This is a genomic window from Celerinatantimonas diazotrophica (assembly GCF_004339545.1).
In the GTDB taxonomy this organism is placed as follows: domain Bacteria; phylum Pseudomonadota; class Gammaproteobacteria; order Enterobacterales; family Celerinatantimonadaceae; genus Celerinatantimonas; species Celerinatantimonas diazotrophica.
Genome location: NZ_SMGD01000014.1, coordinates 305427 through 320607, shown reverse-complemented (window position 1 = coordinate 320607; position 15181 = coordinate 305427). Strand labels below are relative to the sequence as shown.

The window sequence follows — 15181 nt, the reverse complement described above, 5'->3', positions numbered from 1 at the left end:
ATACCAATTCTGTTATATTATTAGAGACCTCATGCAGTTATTCCGACATCTGAACTGGTTTTTTCGCCGCTACTGGTATACCTACTCACTCGCTCTTGTAATGCTATTTAGTGTAGGTTTAATTAATATGGCCATTCCTTGGATGATTGGTCGAGCAATTGATCAGCTGTTAGCGACTCATCAACTATCAAATACAATTCATTATCTGTATTTACTGGCTCTTGCTGGAGTGATTGTTTATTGGCTGCGTTTTGCTTGGCGACGGCTGCTGTTTGGCACGTCGTATAAACTCGGTAATATCTTGCGTGAGCGCTTTTATCAACGACTCACCAAGCAGGGACAAGCTTTTTATAGTGAACATTCCACCGGGGATTTGATGGCTCGCGCAACGAATGATATTGATGCCATTGAAACTGCTGCCGGGGAAGGAATTTTATCCGGATTTGATGGCATGTTGACCTTTGTTTTGGTCATGATCATGATGTTTGTCTTTATTGACTGGCGATTAGCGATGCTAGCCCTATTGCCCTTCCCCTTTATGGGCGCTAGTTTTTATCGGTTATCGAATTTGATCCATCATCAATTCAAGGACACTCTCGATAAGTTTTCGAAACTAAATGAACAAACCCAACAATCAATGGTTGGGATCCGCATGATCAAATCGATGGGCCGAGAAGCAATCGAAAAAAACGACTTTGATCAAATTGCTGAAAACGCTGCGTTGAGTAACTACAAAGTTGAGCAATCTGATGCTAAATTTGACCCTATTATCAAACTGTGTCTGGGAGCCGCATTACTCATTACCCTACTCGCTGGGGGATGGCAAATTCATGAAGGAAAACTCACCATAGGTCAATTAACCAGCTTTACTCTATATCTTGCGGAACTAATTTGGCCTATGTTTGCCTTTGGCTGGCTAATGAACATTCTTCAACGTGGTAATGCAGCCATGGGACGTTTACATGAACTACTTTCGATCCCTGATACTATTCGCGATAGTGGCAGTGAATGTCCGGATAATTATCATATTGAACTAGTTGATCTGAGATTCAGTTATCCAGACGATGAACAACTTTCGTTAAATCATATCAACCTTGATATCTACGAAAATAAAGTCCTTGCAATTGCAGGTCCTACCGGCTCTGGAAAATCTACACTACTCAAATTACTCATGCGTTATTGGGAAGCCCCAAAAGGGCAATTGCTTATCGCGGGACAACCCATTACTCGCTATCAATTAAGTGCGCTTCGTAGTTTATTTGCGTATGTGCCACAGGATTCATTTTTGTTCAGCACTACAATTGCCGAGAATATTCGTATGGGACGACCCAATGCCAGTGATGAGCAGATTTATGAAGCAGCTCGCGTTGCTGCCATTCATGATGATATTTTAGGTTTTGAGAAGGGCTATCTGACTCAAGTGGGTGAGCGAGGTGTCACGCTTTCAGGAGGACAACGTCAACGGTTGGCGATCGCCAGAGCATTGATTAGTGATGCTCCTGTGTTAATGCTGGATGATGCCCTTTCAGCGGTTGATGTTCACACTGAGAAAAAGATTATTCAGCATCTACGAAAACGAGAAAATCAAACCGTAATTATCGTGAGTCACCGTCTCTCAGCCTTAGAGCATGCTGATGAAGTTATTGTTCTTCATCACGGTCAAATCAGCGAGCGAGGTTCACATTTATCATTGCTAAATCAAGATGGTTGGTATGCACAGATGGCGACTTATCAGCAGATGGAACAAGCTATAGGGAGTTCTCAACATGACTGAGTTAAACAGTAACGAATCAGTCGACTCATCTGGTTCGTTTCGACTGTTAATGAGTTATGTATTTGCCGATCGTCCCTTATTTATTAAGGCACTATTACTGGTAGTGATTGCAACTGGATTGGATGTTTTAGGGCCTATATTAGGTAAAGTATTTATTGATCGCTTTATCATGCCCGACGACTATCCGCTATGGCCAATTGTCGGAATCATCAGTGCCTTTATTATCACCACTGTATTAGGAACATTTTTACAATATCAGCAGACATTGAAATTCATCAATATTGCACTCAAGGCAGTGCTTGATATTCGCAAACGTGTTTTTTCTCATGTTTTAAAACTGCCGATGGCGTTTTTTGACAAGGCTCGGACAGGCCAATTAGTCAGTCGAATCACCAATGATACCGAATCCATTAAAGATATCTATGTTCAGTTTTTGGCCAATGTACTGTCAAATGTTATATTGCTCATCGGCATTTTAACGGCGATGGCAATTCTCAATATTCAGTTGATGTTAATTGCCCTTCTCCTGTTGCCAATCGTTGGTGGATTGATTTTTATCTACCAACATTTTAGCGGTAAAATTGTCGCCAAAAGCCGCCAATTACGCTCAGATATTAATGCCACTATCAGTGAGTCAATTGCCGGCATGTCGGTCATTCAGGCAACCAATCAACAGCAGCCCAAATTGGCTCAGTTTAACGAAATAAATCAAGGATATTATCAGACCCGTTTACAGACCATTAAAATTGCATCATTCCTGTTACGACCCGCTATTAATCTACTCAGTATTATAATATTAGTTGGTGTGGTTTGGGTTTTTGGTCGACAGGTGGTCGAAGGTGTGGCCCAAATTGGTGTGTTGTACGCCTATCTTAATTACCTAGGGCGTTTTACCGAGCCGCTCGCAGAAATAACCCAACGTTTTAGTCTTTATCAACAGGCCATGGTTGCGGGTGACCGTGTTTATAAACTGCTTCAAGAACCGGCTTTAGTGCAATTCCCTAACCATGGGGCCGCCATTGAACATGGAAAATTAACCGTTCGTGACTTATCGTTTGGCTATCACCAAGACCAGTATGTACTCAAAAAGATCAATATTAACATCCAAAGTGGCGATTTTTATGCCATCGTTGGCCATACCGGAAGTGGTAAAAGTACTCTATTAAGTCTTCTACTTAATTTTTATCAGCCGCAACACGGTAAAATCTTTATTGATGATCATCTTCTTCCAAGTTTTGACCACGATACTTTGCGCAATGGCATTGGCTTTATTGCTCAAGAACCATTTATTCTTTCTTCTACCATATACGAAAATATCGATATGGGGCGCTCATTAGGACAACAAGCTGTTGAACAAGCAGCCCGTGAAGCTCACTTAGATGAGGTTATTCAGCAAATGCCCGATGGTTATCAGACTCAGCTAGGAGAAGGTGGGCTGCGCTTGTCAACCGGACAACGTCAGCAATTGATCATCGCAAGGGCCCTCGCCGGTTCGCCCAAAATATTATTGCTGGATGAGGCCACTGCCAATGTTGACTCAGAAACGGAACAAGTTGTTCAAAAAGCTCTAAATCGACTTAGAGGTAAGGTCACAATGATTGTCGTTGCGCATCGGTTATCAACGATTAGTCACGCCGATAACATTTTAGTCTTAGACAAAGGCGAACTCGTTGAACAAGGTAATCACCGTGAGTTGATGAGACTTAAAAGCGGGGTTTATCGCTCAATGTACGAACTACAACGGCAAGAGCGAAAGCTAGCTCAATTGCAGGCGTAACTGCGCGAAAAAATAGTATATTAACTCATGACCAGTTCACCTTAACACGTTTGAGCATTCACATTGATGCAAAAACGAATTGCAATAATAAACATGCAAAAGTAGTTAGCTACCTGACTCGCTTTATTTATCGTTCCCATTAAAAAACCACCTCATATGAGGTGGTTTTTCAGCCTAGCAACAAAATGTCTTAATTAGAAGCGATAACCAACACCAACACCTAATAGCCATGGATTGATATGACCTGATGCAGTGACATGGGTGCTACCAACAGTAGTATGGACATCAGTACGCAAGAATATTTTCTTAACATCAACGTTAAATGACCAATTACCAGCAATCGCATAGTCAAAACCAGCTTGCAGTGCATAGCCAAATTTATCTTTATAATCGATTGATGAGTTTGCACTACCCGTGTCTTCAGCATAGAAATGAGTATAGTTAATACCGGCACCAACATAAGGACTAAAGCGCTGTTTTGGCATAAAGTGATATTGCAAAGTTAACGTTGGTGGTAATAAGCGCACTGAACCTAAATCAGTGTTACCAGTCCATTTGAGGTCATGTTTAGAAGTACCCGCGATCAATTCAGCTGCGATGTGATCGGTAAAGAAGTACGAAAAGTCAAGTTCAGGAATAACGTCATTATTAAGATCAGCACTCCCTGGGATAGAACCAGTAATATTTTCTTCCGGAACCACATCTACAACACGGGCACGGATTAAAATATCCCCTGCCGATTTCGGTTTGAAAGTAGCAGCATTAGCAGTTGAAACAGCAAGAAGTGACGCAGAAATCACAGTCAGAGCCATCCATGAAGGACACACATTGAATTTCATAAAGATATCTCCAGAATCTATTTATTATGTAGGTGTAAAAATGCCTTTTTAACGCATTATTTATATTGATCAATATCAAGTTGATCTTGGTTATTTTTCATAACCCCTCAACTTGTTTAAAGAATATGCAACGAGTCACATTTATAACTAACATTTAATTCAAAAAGTGTTAAATAAATGTGTGAATTTACTTTAGATGTATTTGAGATGGATTATAAAAAACAGTGATTCAGTGAAACCGGAGGTGAAAATAATAATTTTGTTATCATAGAAAAAAGACCAAAGTAAATTACTAGTGCAACTATATTAAATAATTGTTAATAATTTAACTTGGTCTTATCATATATTTTAACAAATAGCTAAGCAGTGATCAGTTCAATCGGCTGTTTCTTTAAGAATTCTATATCATCAACAGGAGCATCTTGACTCGTTACCAACATATCGAATGCCCCTATTGATCCACCTAATGTCGATGGAAATATCAACCCAAATTTACTCGCATCTGTTAATACTATATTGCGTCGTTGCTTGGCTAAAATCGCATCAACGACATCGGCTCGCATCATATCACGACTGGTGAACCCGGTATCCTGATGGAAGCCATCGATACCAATAAATGCTGTACTAAAATGAACTTTTTCGATGCAATAACGAGTCAGCGGTCCAACTAAGCTTTCGCCCTGATGCTGGTATACACCACCCAGTAAAATGATATTTGAATTGGTACTACGTAATAGATGGGCAATATAAGCGCTGGATGTGATCAGAGTGACATCCTCGCGTTCGGCCAATTCACGAGCCAATAACGCATTTGCGCTGCCTCCTTCAATCATCACTGTTTCGCCAGATTCAACTAAAGCAGCGGCTCTTTGAGCCAGTTTTTGCTTGGTCCCAAAGCGTACTTCCATCTGTTGAGCAATATCATCGTTATCAATGGCAACTGCCGCGCCATGGATGCGCTTGACATATCCAAGTTGTTCGAGATAGTTGAGATCTTGTCGGATAGTGACCTCAGAAACACCGGTGTGCTCAGAAAGCTCTGAGACCGTAATTCTGTATCGTTGATTCACAATTTGAATGATTTCACTGCGTCTGGCGTTCATTTTGGTCTCATCGCTAATGGATTTTTCGATTTTCTTGCGCATGTAAGATAATCGAAATAGATTCTATCCCTAACGAAGGACAATAATCAACCACTATCTATGATTCTTTTAGTCTAATTCACATTGAGTTTTGGGAACAAAGCTATCAAAGAGAGCTGTAACTAATATTGTTTGATGTGTATAAAAACCATTTAATAAAAGTGGTTTTATTAAATTAATATTATTAATTCAGCTAATAAAAACTATAATGATAGCATTAAATATAGATCACGATATCGCTAAAACAATTAAAGATTAATTATTATTTTAAACCACCCAATCACTGTACTGATAGTTATTCAGAATAGGTAAATACACCAATGCATTATATCTTTTTTGATTATTTATTAGCTTCTGTTCACATAGGTGGTAATTTAAATTACTAGCTATTATCCGCCCATTAATTGCCTAATAAAATAATATTAGGAAACTATTATCAATAGTTAATCCATAAGACTGTTGATAAATCTATTCCTTCTCTCTATTTATAGGCGGGAAAAACAAGATCTTCAGAAGGGCCCATAACATGGGCTTTATCAATACATAGAGTTATATCACTAATGAGTCGAAAAGCCTTTACCATCCCATCGATAATTCTCTTCAATTTGTAGTGATGTAACATTTGCAGCGGGCGATGCATGGTTTAGGAACTGAATAAATTGACTAACTTGTTCTTCCGCGCCTTTTGCAACGACTTCAACGCGGCCGTCATTAAGATTTCGGGCAAATCCTACGAGTCCTAAACGCTTCGCTTCAAGCATGGTGTAAAAACGATATCCAACACCCTGAACCCGACCAGAGACTAAAATACGCTTACAAACCACCATCCCTTATCCCCAAGTTCTCAATAAATTTTTACCATTGCCTAATCGACTACCTAGTTCAACGGGCTGAACATAATATCGATTCAATTCCCCTTGCTCATCTTGGCTATTAATTTCGTTAAAACCAAAACGTTGCCATAGTTGACGTAATTTATTGTGATAACAATTGCACAATAGAATAAGCTGGTTATAGCCTTCAGAGACACTTTGCTGATAAGCCCAATCAAGCATTTTTTCTGAATAACCTTGACCAGCGACTTCCCTAATCACTGCTAATTTATGGACAAACAAACTGGCACGGCGTTCAGATTCGCTAATCTGAGACCAATGACAACGATTATTAAAAATCATAGCTGCGACAGGTCGTTTATCCACATACCCTAAAAATAATTCGTCGATCCGATAGCGTGCTAAAATAGTATGAGGAACAATCTGCTGGCGATCCCAAAAAGCTTCGCCATCATTTTCAAACCAGCGAGTAGCATCCATTAAAATTTCGCAAAATTTATAAAGATCAATCGCTCGTACAGCACGAACTTCAAATGATTGCACAACGTTATCCATATCTTTTTATTACCTTATTGGTTTATACAAACATCAACCAATATTTATACCTACATTTTTAGAGGCTTTAGCATATCAAACTTTCAGCTGATGCAAAAACTCTTGGCGTGTTGCAAGATTGGATTTGAATTCACCGCCGAGGGCTGTTGTCGTCGTATCGCTGGAGTGATCAGCCACACCACGAGATTTCACGCAATAATGCACCGCATTAATTCGAACCGCAACATCCTGAGTTTGTAAAATGGTTTGAAGGGCGACTAAAATCTGTCGAGTCAGTCGTTCCTGTACTTGGGGACGTTGCGCAAAAAAACGAACAACTCGATTAATCTTAGACAGACCAATCACCTTTGTGCGTGGGATATAAGCGACATGAGCAAATCCGTCAATCGCAGCAAAATGATGCTCACAAGTGCTGATCATACCAATGTCTTTGACTGTCACCATTTCATCGACATCCATTTTGTTGTCGATCAAGGTAATTTTAGGGAAATTTCGATAATCTAGTCCTTGGAATATTTCCTTAACATACATTTTCGCAATGCGATGGGGCGTTTCGGTTAAGCTATCATCGGTTAAATCCATTCCCAATACTTTTAATATCTCTTGGAAATGGTTCTCTATATGGGTAATTTTTTCACTCTGCTGCAGAGTGGTTTCTATGCTCGGTGTTTCAATACCGGCAGCAACTAATGCTGTTTGAACCTTTAAAGCATCGTTGGAAAATTCGCTCATGTAAAACGTTCCTTAATATGGAAATATTATGGTCAATGTCCCTAACCGTTTAATCATACCAAGTCCAATTACTGATATGATGACGTCTTCTCATTCATTCTATAATTACGAGGATCATATGGACCCGTGTTCTAACCCTGAACTATTGCTCTTAGAAGAAGCACGCTCTTTTTTAATTAATAAGCTTCCTATTATAGCTACTTCGGCGCCATGTTCCTATCATTCTGCTCATGGTCACTATTTAGCCAAACGTGCACAAGCATCCACAGCAATTCCAAGTTTTCCCAATTCAGCCATGGATGGTTACGCCTTTGCTTATGAAGACTTAGCAAAATATCAAAACTTAGCTATTACACAAAAAATATTAGCGGGTGACACCCACCAGTATAAAATCAATGCAGGTGAATGTGCCCGTATTATGACGGGTGCTCCCATGCCACAAGGGGCCGATACAGTTGTGATGCAAGAGCATACACAAACCCAAGGCACTAAACTAACAGTGACTAAAAGGCCTAAACAACACGCCAATGTGAGACTCGCAGGCGATAGTATTGCTAAGGATGCAATCGTTGCTGAGCAAGGCGAGCGACTCAATGCCGCCCACATTGGTTTACTCGCGAGTATTGGTACTCAGCAGGTCGAGTGCTATCAACCGATTACTGTTGGAATTTTTTCAACTGGAGACGAGCTTAAAGCGCCAGGTGAAATACTTGAGTTTGGTCAGATTTACGACTCAAATCGTGCCATGTTAATTGCGATGCTGGCGCACCTACCTGTTAAAGTCATCGATTTTGGCGCAATTGATGACTCATTGGAAAATATTAGCAATGTTTTATTAAAAGCCAACAGCCAATGTGATGTGATTCTCTCCAGTGCCGGCGTCTCAGTGGGAACCGCTGATTTTACGAAAGATGCACTCGAAAAACTAGGTAAAATCGAATTTTGGAAAGTAGCGATGAAACCTGGCAAGCCAGTTGCCTTTGGCCAGTTGAGCGACAGCTATTTCTTTGGATTACCGGGCAACCCTGTTTCTGCGGCAGTAACCTTTTTGCAATTGGTTAAGCCAGCGCTTGAGAAGTTGGGAGGGGGAAACGTGCAAATCCAACCTCAGTGGCAAGCAAAGGCGAGTGCTAAATTCAAGAAAAAACCGGGCCGGACTGACTTTCAACGAGCCATTGCAAATATTAACGCTCAAGGGCAATGGGAAGTGAAACCCGTGGGTAGCCAAAGCAGCGCTTCATTACTCAGCTTTACTCAAGCGAACTGCTTTGCAGTGATAGAGCTCGAACGTGGTGATGTTGAACCAGGAGAAAATATCACGATTGAAATGTTCCCTGCTCTTCTCGTAATGTGATTTAAGATTAACAGCCTGGCATTGACTCAGGCTGTTAATTTAAGATATTGACAACCTAGACATCCCATTTATTAGCTGCTTGAACATCACTTTGTCGTTGTTCCAACCAATAACTTTTGCCTTGCCGGTTTTCTTTTTTCCAAAATGGTGCGGCAGTTTTCAATTTATCCATGATAAATTCAGCCCCAGCAAATGCATCATTTCGATGAGCGGCACTAACTCCAACAAACACTATCTGTTCGTTGACTTCAAGTTGCCCTACTCGGTGCACAACATTCACATCACTTAGATGCCAACGTTCTTGTGCTTGACTGACAATCTGTTCAATAACTTTCTCTGTCATATCGGGATAGTGCTCTAAAAATAATCCGGAGACTGACTCATCTTGATTCATATCCCGTACACAACCGACGAAAAAAACAATAGCACCCGCTTCTGGATTATTTGCTAGCCGGGTATATTGCTGACCCACATTGAAATCTTCCTGCTGGATTTTAATCATGACTAGCCTCCAGTTACAGGTGGGAAAAAGGCTACTTCATCACCACTTTTTAGTACTTGCTCAAATGTGACTTGTTGGTGATTTACGGCACAGAGCACCTCAGTTTCAGTAAGTGTTTGCCAGCGAAAATCATCCGTAATCAGCGCATCGAGCAACGCCCGAATAGTCATCGGTTCAGATAATTCCCACTGTAGTAATGGCTGGCCAATCTGTTCGCGCAACCGCGCAAACAATCTAATGGTAATCATTGGGCCTCCTGATTAAGGTAATGACCACTTTGCCCACCTTGTTTCTCTAGCAGACAAACACCTTCAATACGCATATCTCGCTGCAATGCTTTACACATGTCATAAATAGTTAGTGCAGCAACACTAGCAGCAGTGAGCGCTTCCATTTCAACACCTGTTTTACCGGTTAATTTAGCCATAGTTTCAATTCGAACTCGATGCTGTTCAATTTCAGCAGTCAGCTCTACACTGACTTTGGTTAACATCAAAGGATGACATAATGGGATCAGGGTACTAGTTTGTTTTGCGGCTTGAATCCCAGCGATTCGAGCAGTCGCAAAAACATCCCCTTTATGATGATGACCTTGAATAATCGCATTCAAAGTTTGCTCATTCATCACGACAAATGCTTGAGCCTTAGCAATACGGACAGTTGACTGTTTGTCTGAAACATCAACCATATTAGCTTTGCCCTGTTGATCGATATGACTAAAACTATTCATCAAACCTCCAGATTCATAACAAAATTACAAGGTTTATGGCGGCTATCCAGCTGTTCGGCGAGAAGCTTATTCCAACCTGTACGACATGCGCCTGTCGAACCTGGTAAACAGAAAACAACGGTATGATTAGCCATACCACCGAGTGCTCGACTTTGAATAGTTGAAGTCCCAATTTCTTCCATAGAGATAGCTCGGAAAGCTTCACCAAAACCTTCGACTTGTTTATCTAATAAAACCGCTATCGCTTCTGGCGTATTATCTCTGTCACTAAAACCTGTTCCCCCTGTGGTAATAACCACGTGGATCTCTTTATTGGCAATCCATTGGCTGACAATCGAGCGAATCTGATACTTGTCATCGATAACAATTTTGCGATCTGCTAATTTATGCCCTGCCTGAGTTAAAGATTCAGCAAGAAATTGTCCTGAGGTGTCATTTTCTTCACTGCGTGTATCAGAAACAGTTAACACTGCGATGTTTAATGATTTAAATTCTTTAGCGCTATGACTCATGCCGCGTCTCTCCGTCTAAATAGGCAATAGCTTGTTGCCATTGCTCAGGGGTATTTGTATTCGTTAATTCTTGTTGGTTCGAACAGGTTACTGCTTGTGCGCTTAACCCCAAAAGCCAAGGTTTTAAAGCAAAATTACCACTTTGTTCACATGTTTGGGTGTATTGTAAAGTTCGTGAATTAATTGGCAGCCAAATTGGAAAACGGGATTTGTCGCTAAACCAGCACCTTTCAGGCTCAGTAATTAGAGCCAAGAAATCAGACAGCCCATTTTTAGTTAAAAGGGGCATATCAACTGCGATGATGAACAAGGTATCCGTTTGCGATTGCAATGCCCGCATCGCTGAACCTATTCCAGCTAAAGGTCCTTTAGCATCACTGTCATCTTTAATACAATTAAACTGTGGATAATCACCGCTGACCCAAACTGGCATTTTGAATGATTTAAGTAACTGAACTTGCCGACTAAGAAGTGGTTGATGAGCTATGTTTAGTGTGGCTTTATCTTGGCCCATCCGCCGCGATTGACCGCCACTTAAAATAAGGCTAATAAAGGGGTATCGATTCACATCAACCCCCAACAGATGCTAGATGAATCGTCTGCCCTGGATTTCGATCATGTAGATGATGCCCTGCAAGTTTGTCATCGAGCGCTCTATGAATGGCATCTTTTAAGGCTTTGGAGTCATTGTCGCCTAGGTGCGGACGTAAATCGTAACCATGCTCTCCAAACAAGCAAAGATGTAACTTACCTGTGGCTGAGATCCTAAGTCGATTACAACTATCACAAAAGTTTCGCTCGTAGGGGAGGATTAATCCTACCCGACCTTGATAATCAGGATGAGAAAAAACTTGAGCAGGACCAGCCGCATTTTCACGAGTTTGTGCTCGCCACCCTTTTCGTATTAAAAATTGCTTAAGCCTTTCGCCACTGATATGTTCTTGTTCAAAAAATTGGCGTTGTTCCAACGTTTCCATCAGCTCGATATAACGTAGCTCAACTGGCCACTGTTTAAGCCGCTCTAAATTGTGCTCAAATTGATGAAAATTATAACTATTCATTAAAACAGTATTCAGTTTAACTTGTAATCCGCAGTCAATGGCACTTTCGATCCCCTCAATGACTTTAGAATAACGGTTAGTCCCTGTAATTTGATTAAATAGCCGCTCATCGAAGCTATCAATACTGATATTCACTCGGGATAATCCGGCATCCTTCCAACACTTGGCATTATTGCTAAGGCGATAGCCATTGGTTGTCATCGCTACCGTGTGGATTTGCGAAGGTGCAGAACAACATTCAATAATTTGTTCAATATCACGTCGTAATGTGGGTTCTCCACCAGTAATTCGAATCTTACTCGTTCCGGATTGGGCGAAGGTTGTGACAAGCTTATCAATTTCATCTAGAGATAAAAATTGCTGCATTTGAGATGGCCGCTGATAACCATCGGGCAAACAATACTGACACTTAAAATTACATACATCGGTAACCGACAAGCGTAAATAGCTAAATCGGCGATTGAAGTTATCTATAAACATGAAACCTTTCCAAATATGGGAGGCATAGTCATTTCTTTCTATACCCTGTCTGCAAGCTACTTATAAGCAGAGGTACTTTGTCCATATCACCATGGAGACAGGCGCAAAGTACTCGGTTCGACAGCCATTATATTCAACATGTGCTATTTTTTCATTATTGGATCGTTTTAAAAATCACTTAACGACTCATTGTTTGATACAAAGCAAGCAAAATGGAATCAAATTTATTGCCTGTAGGATGGACTAATAGATTGAAAACACAGCAACTGCTTCCAATATTCCCGTTTCCGGCGCAACTCATGCCTGATGGCAAGCTCGCCTTGCGGATTTTTGAACCGCGTTATTTAAGGATGGTAAAGGAGTGTGCTCAAAATCGATCTGCATTCGGTATTGTAATGATGGACTGCTGTGAAGTTTACTCCAGAACAATGGCGGTTCAGCCAATTGGTACGAGTGCTAAAATTATCGATTTTGACCAGCTTGAGCATAATGTCCTAGAAATCACGGTGTATGGAGGTCCATGTTTTAAAATCAATGAGATAAAGGTCGAACGCGACGGATTAAATATTGCGAATATAGAATATATCCCGTTATGGCCAGCTCAGGCCCTGACCAAGCGAGAGCATTATATTGCACAACAATTATGTACTATTTACGAACAGTATCCAAAGCTGGGAGATCTTTATACCAGCAGAAAACTAAATAATTTGACTTGGCTTTGTCAGCGCTGGCTGGAAATCTTGCCTCTGAGAGTTGGGCAAAAACAGGAACTGATGGCAACTGACACCTGTGAGCGAACTCATCAATTACTAACTAAATTACTTCAGTTGTAGCGCAGATAGATAAAAAACCCGACCATGAGAATTAGGTCGGGTTGCCAAATAGCAAGTATACAGGAGTCAATGTCAAGGTAATGATGACATACATTATAAGGTTTAGCACAACTCCCCCTCTTTTGTGTATTCTTCTTTCAGCATTTTTATGGATTCTGTTTAACGCTCATTCATACAGAATCCGGTTAAAGAGCACTACCCCAAATTGTAAGAAAATTTTATAGCATGAGTCATAATTTCCCACAGCAATTTAGCATTTATAAAACAACGGTTTAATTTTTATGGTATGGTATATTTTCATTCAAATTGCTATTAAATGAGTTTTTATCATTCTGATTTATATGGATATAAAATAAATAATTGGGAGAGAAACAATCATGTTTGTCTTTAATCACGATATTGAATTTGAGGATTTAGGTGGCGGTGTGAAACGCAAAGTTCTCGCACACAATGGTAAAATGATGGGAGTAGAAGTCCACTTTAATAAAGATTCAATTGGAGCAATGCACCATCACCCTCATGAACAACTCACTTATGTACTAAGTGGCCAATTCCGTTTCACAATTGATGGCGAAACCCATGATGTCAGTGCAGGTGATACATTATATAAAGCACCCAATGTAGAACATGGTTGTATCTGCTTAGAAGAAGGTGTGCTTTTGGATACTTTCACGCCAATACGTGATGATTTTTTAAAGTAGTCATCATAAGTAATTAAGCCAATCATGTGGCTTAATTACTTCGTAAGTTAATTTTAAAGCACAGCAACAATCGCTTTACATAGTTGGTCAATATTTTTAAGTGTCATACATGCGACACAAATACGCCCAGAACCAACGATATATACAGCATGATCTTTTTTAAGCTTTTCAATCTGAGTTTTATTTAACCCAGAGAAAGAGAACATGCCATTCTGATGACTAATGAAGTCAAAATTCTCTGTTGCCCCATATTCTTCCAACTTAGCAACAAATAAATCACGCATCTGTTGTATACGGGCACGCATTTCACTAACTTCTTCTCTCCATTTTGCCGCCAGTTGAGGATCTTCTAAAATAGTTGCAACTACGGCAGCACCATGTGCTGGCGGATTCGAATAGTTAGCCCGAATACCTGTTTTCATTTGGCTAAATGATGCCTGAGCATTCGTTGCTGTTGAAGCAACAATGGTGGCTGCGCCTACCCGTTCATTATAAAGACCAAAATTCTTAGAAAATGAACTGGCAATCAATAACTCATCATGGGTATCAGCAAACAGTCGCAATCCCGCTGCATCTTCATCTATACCTTTCCCAAAGCCTTGGTAGGCAAAATCGAAAAACGGTAACCAACCTTTTGCGAGAGATATCTGATTAATTTTTTGCCACTGTGCAAAAGTTGGGTCAATTCCAGTTGGATTGTGACAACAACCGTGCAGCAACACCATATCATCACTTGGAATAGTTTCGAGCGCTTCACACATGCCCGCAAAATCCATTGAATGGGTTAATGGGTCATAATAACGGTACGTTTTAACTTCTAGCCCTGCTGCTCGAAAAACACTAGCATGGTTTGCCCAGGTTGGATCGCTAATCCAAACAGTACGAACTCCAACATGTTTAAATGCAAATTCGGCTAAAACTCGCAAACCTCCTGTCCCTCCCGGAGTCTGTGCAGTCACTGCCCGCTGATTTGCGATAATGTTATGCTCTGGCTTAAATAGCAGTTTTTGAACTTCTAATGCATAATCCGCTCGCCCATCAATTCCCAGATAGGCTTTACTGGTTTCGGTATCGACAAGCCTCTGTTCAGCTATTTTAACGGTCTCAAGAATAGGCGTTTGACCTTTTTCATCTTTATAAATCCCTGCGCCTAAGTTAATTTTATGATCTCGAGGGTCTTGTTTAAATGCCTCGGTAAGACCAAAAATAGGATCGGCTGGGGCCGCATTCACTCGCTCGAACATAAAATAACTCCCTCTAAATTTTCAGTCTAAAATCACCTATCAGACTACCTCAATTCAATCATTGAGTCTCTATAAGCCAAGTGTTTTTTTGATAAATCTTCCACATTGAAAC

At 40.6% G+C, this 15181-nt stretch carries 17 protein-coding genes and 1 riboswitch; of the genes, 5 read left to right on the top strand and 12 right to left on the bottom strand.

What is annotated here, in order from left to right:
• Window positions 1–31 precede the first annotated feature (31 nt).
• Together EV690_RS12880 and EV690_RS12875 are read left to right on the top strand one after the other, a co-directional pair.
• Window positions 32–1774, top strand: a complete 1743-nt coding sequence (locus tag EV690_RS12880; RefSeq protein ID WP_131913407.1) for an ABC transporter ATP-binding protein — start codon at window positions 32–34, stop codon at window positions 1772–1774.
• Window positions 1767–3551 (top strand): ABC transporter ATP-binding protein, encoded by a 1785-nt coding sequence (locus EV690_RS12875; protein ID WP_131913406.1) that lies wholly within the window; start codon window positions 1767–1769, stop codon window positions 3549–3551. The genes EV690_RS12880 and EV690_RS12875 overlap by 8 nt, the downstream gene beginning before the upstream one ends.
• Before the next feature lie 194 nt (window positions 3552–3745).
• Here the strand turns inward: EV690_RS12875 and EV690_RS12870 are convergent, their stop codons facing one another.
• The 5 genes from EV690_RS12870 to folE all read right to left on the bottom strand — a co-directional run bounded on the left by EV690_RS12870 (window position 3746) and on the right by folE (window position 7652).
• On the bottom strand, window positions 3746–4390 hold the full coding sequence (locus EV690_RS12870) for an OmpW/AlkL family protein (protein WP_131913405.1): 645 nt from the start codon (window positions 4388–4390) through the stop codon (window positions 3746–3748).
• A gap of 359 nt (window positions 4391–4749) precedes the next feature.
• Window positions 4750–5493, bottom strand: a complete 744-nt coding sequence (locus EV690_RS12865; RefSeq protein WP_131913520.1) for a DeoR/GlpR family DNA-binding transcription regulator — start codon at window positions 5491–5493, stop codon at window positions 4750–4752.
• 596 nt (window positions 5494–6089) lie between these two features.
• Window positions 6090–6359 carry an acylphosphatase gene (locus EV690_RS12860; protein WP_131913404.1) on the bottom strand — a complete coding sequence of 90 codons (270 nt, stop codon included), beginning with the start codon at window positions 6357–6359 and terminating at the stop codon, window positions 6090–6092.
• Window positions 6360–6362: 3 nt separating this feature from the next.
• Complete coding sequence (locus EV690_RS12855; RefSeq protein WP_131913403.1) at window positions 6363–6920, bottom strand: GNAT family N-acetyltransferase; 558 nt, start codon at window positions 6918–6920, stop codon at window positions 6363–6365.
• Between the two features lie 75 nt (window positions 6921–6995).
• Window positions 6996–7652 (bottom strand): GTP cyclohydrolase I FolE, encoded by a 657-nt coding sequence (gene folE, locus EV690_RS12850; protein ID WP_131913402.1) that lies wholly within the window; start codon window positions 7650–7652, stop codon window positions 6996–6998.
• Between the two features lie 28 nt (window positions 7653–7680).
• On the opposite strand from folE, the gene moeA reads away from it, so the two are divergent.
• Window positions 7681–9006, top strand: a complete 1326-nt coding sequence (gene moeA, locus EV690_RS12845) for a molybdopterin molybdotransferase MoeA (protein WP_131913401.1) — start codon at window positions 7681–7683, stop codon at window positions 9004–9006.
• A 55-nt stretch (window positions 9007–9061) separates the two neighbouring features.
• Here moeA and moaE read toward each other — a convergent pair whose 3' ends face one another.
• The 6 genes from moaE to moaA form a co-directional block, all read right to left on the bottom strand.
• Window positions 9062–9508 (bottom strand): molybdopterin synthase catalytic subunit MoaE, encoded by a 447-nt coding sequence (gene moaE / locus EV690_RS12840; RefSeq protein WP_131913400.1) that lies wholly within the window; start codon window positions 9506–9508, stop codon window positions 9062–9064.
• A 2-nt stretch (window positions 9509–9510) separates the two neighbouring features.
• Window positions 9511–9756: a MoaD/ThiS family protein gene (locus tag EV690_RS12835; RefSeq protein WP_131913399.1), complete on the bottom strand. Its 246-nt coding sequence runs from the start codon at window positions 9754–9756 to the stop codon at window positions 9511–9513.
• Window positions 9753–10238 (bottom strand): cyclic pyranopterin monophosphate synthase MoaC, encoded by a 486-nt coding sequence (gene moaC, locus EV690_RS12830; RefSeq protein ID WP_131913398.1) that lies wholly within the window; start codon window positions 10236–10238, stop codon window positions 9753–9755. Before moaC ends, EV690_RS12835 begins: the two co-directional genes overlap by 4 nt.
• Entirely contained in the window at window positions 10238–10750 is a 513-nt protein-coding gene (gene moaB / locus EV690_RS12825; RefSeq protein WP_131913397.1) for a molybdenum cofactor biosynthesis protein B, read from the bottom strand. Before moaB ends, moaC begins: the two co-directional genes overlap by 1 nt.
• Window positions 10740–11318 carry a molybdenum cofactor guanylyltransferase gene (gene mobA, locus EV690_RS12820; protein ID WP_131913396.1) on the bottom strand — a complete coding sequence of 193 codons (579 nt, stop codon included), beginning with the start codon at window positions 11316–11318 and terminating at the stop codon, window positions 10740–10742. The genes moaB and mobA overlap by 11 nt, the downstream gene beginning before the upstream one ends.
• Window position 11319: 1 nt before the next feature.
• Complete coding sequence (gene moaA / locus EV690_RS12815; RefSeq protein WP_131913395.1) at window positions 11320–12291, bottom strand: GTP 3',8-cyclase MoaA; 972 nt, start codon at window positions 12289–12291, stop codon at window positions 11320–11322.
• A riboswitch (molybdenum cofactor riboswitch) is annotated at window positions 12278–12421 on the bottom strand. It overlaps the preceding gene by 14 nt.
• A gap of 82 nt (window positions 12422–12503) precedes the next feature.
• Between moaA and EV690_RS12810 the strand changes: the two genes are divergently transcribed.
• Window positions 12504–13124: an LON peptidase substrate-binding domain-containing protein gene (locus tag EV690_RS12810; RefSeq protein ID WP_131913394.1), complete on the top strand. Its 621-nt coding sequence runs from the start codon at window positions 12504–12506 to the stop codon at window positions 13122–13124.
• Between the two features lie 377 nt (window positions 13125–13501).
• Window positions 13502–13825, top strand: a complete 324-nt coding sequence (locus tag EV690_RS12805) for a cupin domain-containing protein (RefSeq protein WP_131913393.1) — start codon at window positions 13502–13504, stop codon at window positions 13823–13825.
• Window positions 13826–13878: 53 nt separating this feature from the next.
• Here the strand turns inward: EV690_RS12805 and EV690_RS12800 are convergent, their stop codons facing one another.
• Window positions 13879–15069, bottom strand: a complete 1191-nt coding sequence (locus EV690_RS12800) for an amino acid aminotransferase (protein WP_131913392.1) — start codon at window positions 15067–15069, stop codon at window positions 13879–13881.
• Window positions 15070–15181: the final 112 nt, after the last annotated feature.

Bases quoted from the DNA above. Each gene is read 5' to 3' on its own strand.
- EV690_RS12880 (WP_131913407.1), top strand. From the start codon at position 32: ATGCAGTTATTCCGACATCTGAACTGGTTTTTTCGCCGCTACTGGTAT.
- EV690_RS12835 (WP_131913399.1), bottom strand. From the start codon at position 9,756: ATGATTACCATTAGATTGTTTGCGCGGTTGCGCGAACAGATTGGCCAG.
- moaE (WP_131913400.1), bottom strand. From the start codon at position 9,508: ATGATTAAAATCCAGCAGGAAGATTTCAATGTGGGTCAGCAATATACC.
- EV690_RS12875 (WP_131913406.1), top strand. From the start codon at position 1,767: ATGACTGAGTTAAACAGTAACGAATCAGTCGACTCATCTGGTTCGTTT.
- EV690_RS12805 (WP_131913393.1), top strand. From the start codon at position 13,502: ATGTTTGTCTTTAATCACGATATTGAATTTGAGGATTTAGGTGGCGGT.
- EV690_RS12865 (WP_131913520.1), bottom strand. From the start codon at position 5,493: ATGAACGCCAGACGCAGTGAAATCATTCAAATTGTGAATCAACGATAC.
- EV690_RS12855 (WP_131913403.1), bottom strand. From the start codon at position 6,920: ATGGATAACGTTGTGCAATCATTTGAAGTTCGTGCTGTACGAGCGATT.
- EV690_RS12860 (WP_131913404.1), bottom strand. From the start codon at position 6,359: ATGGTGGTTTGTAAGCGTATTTTAGTCTCTGGTCGGGTTCAGGGTGTT.
- EV690_RS12800 (WP_131913392.1), bottom strand. From the start codon at position 15,069: ATGTTCGAGCGAGTGAATGCGGCCCCAGCCGATCCTATTTTTGGTCTT.
- folE (WP_131913402.1), bottom strand. From the start codon at position 7,652: ATGAGCGAATTTTCCAACGATGCTTTAAAGGTTCAAACAGCATTAGTT.
- moaA (WP_131913395.1), bottom strand. From the start codon at position 12,291: ATGTTTATAGATAACTTCAATCGCCGATTTAGCTATTTACGCTTGTCG.
- moeA (WP_131913401.1), top strand. From the start codon at position 7,681: ATGGTCAATGTCCCTAACCGTTTAATCATACCAAGTCCAATTACTGAT.
- EV690_RS12870 (WP_131913405.1), bottom strand. From the start codon at position 4,390: ATGAAATTCAATGTGTGTCCTTCATGGATGGCTCTGACTGTGATTTCT.
- moaB (WP_131913397.1), bottom strand. From the start codon at position 10,750: ATGAGTCATAGCGCTAAAGAATTTAAATCATTAAACATCGCAGTGTTA.
- EV690_RS12810 (WP_131913394.1), top strand. From the start codon at position 12,504: ATGGAATCAAATTTATTGCCTGTAGGATGGACTAATAGATTGAAAACA.
- moaC (WP_131913398.1), bottom strand. From the start codon at position 10,238: ATGAATAGTTTTAGTCATATCGATCAACAGGGCAAAGCTAATATGGTT.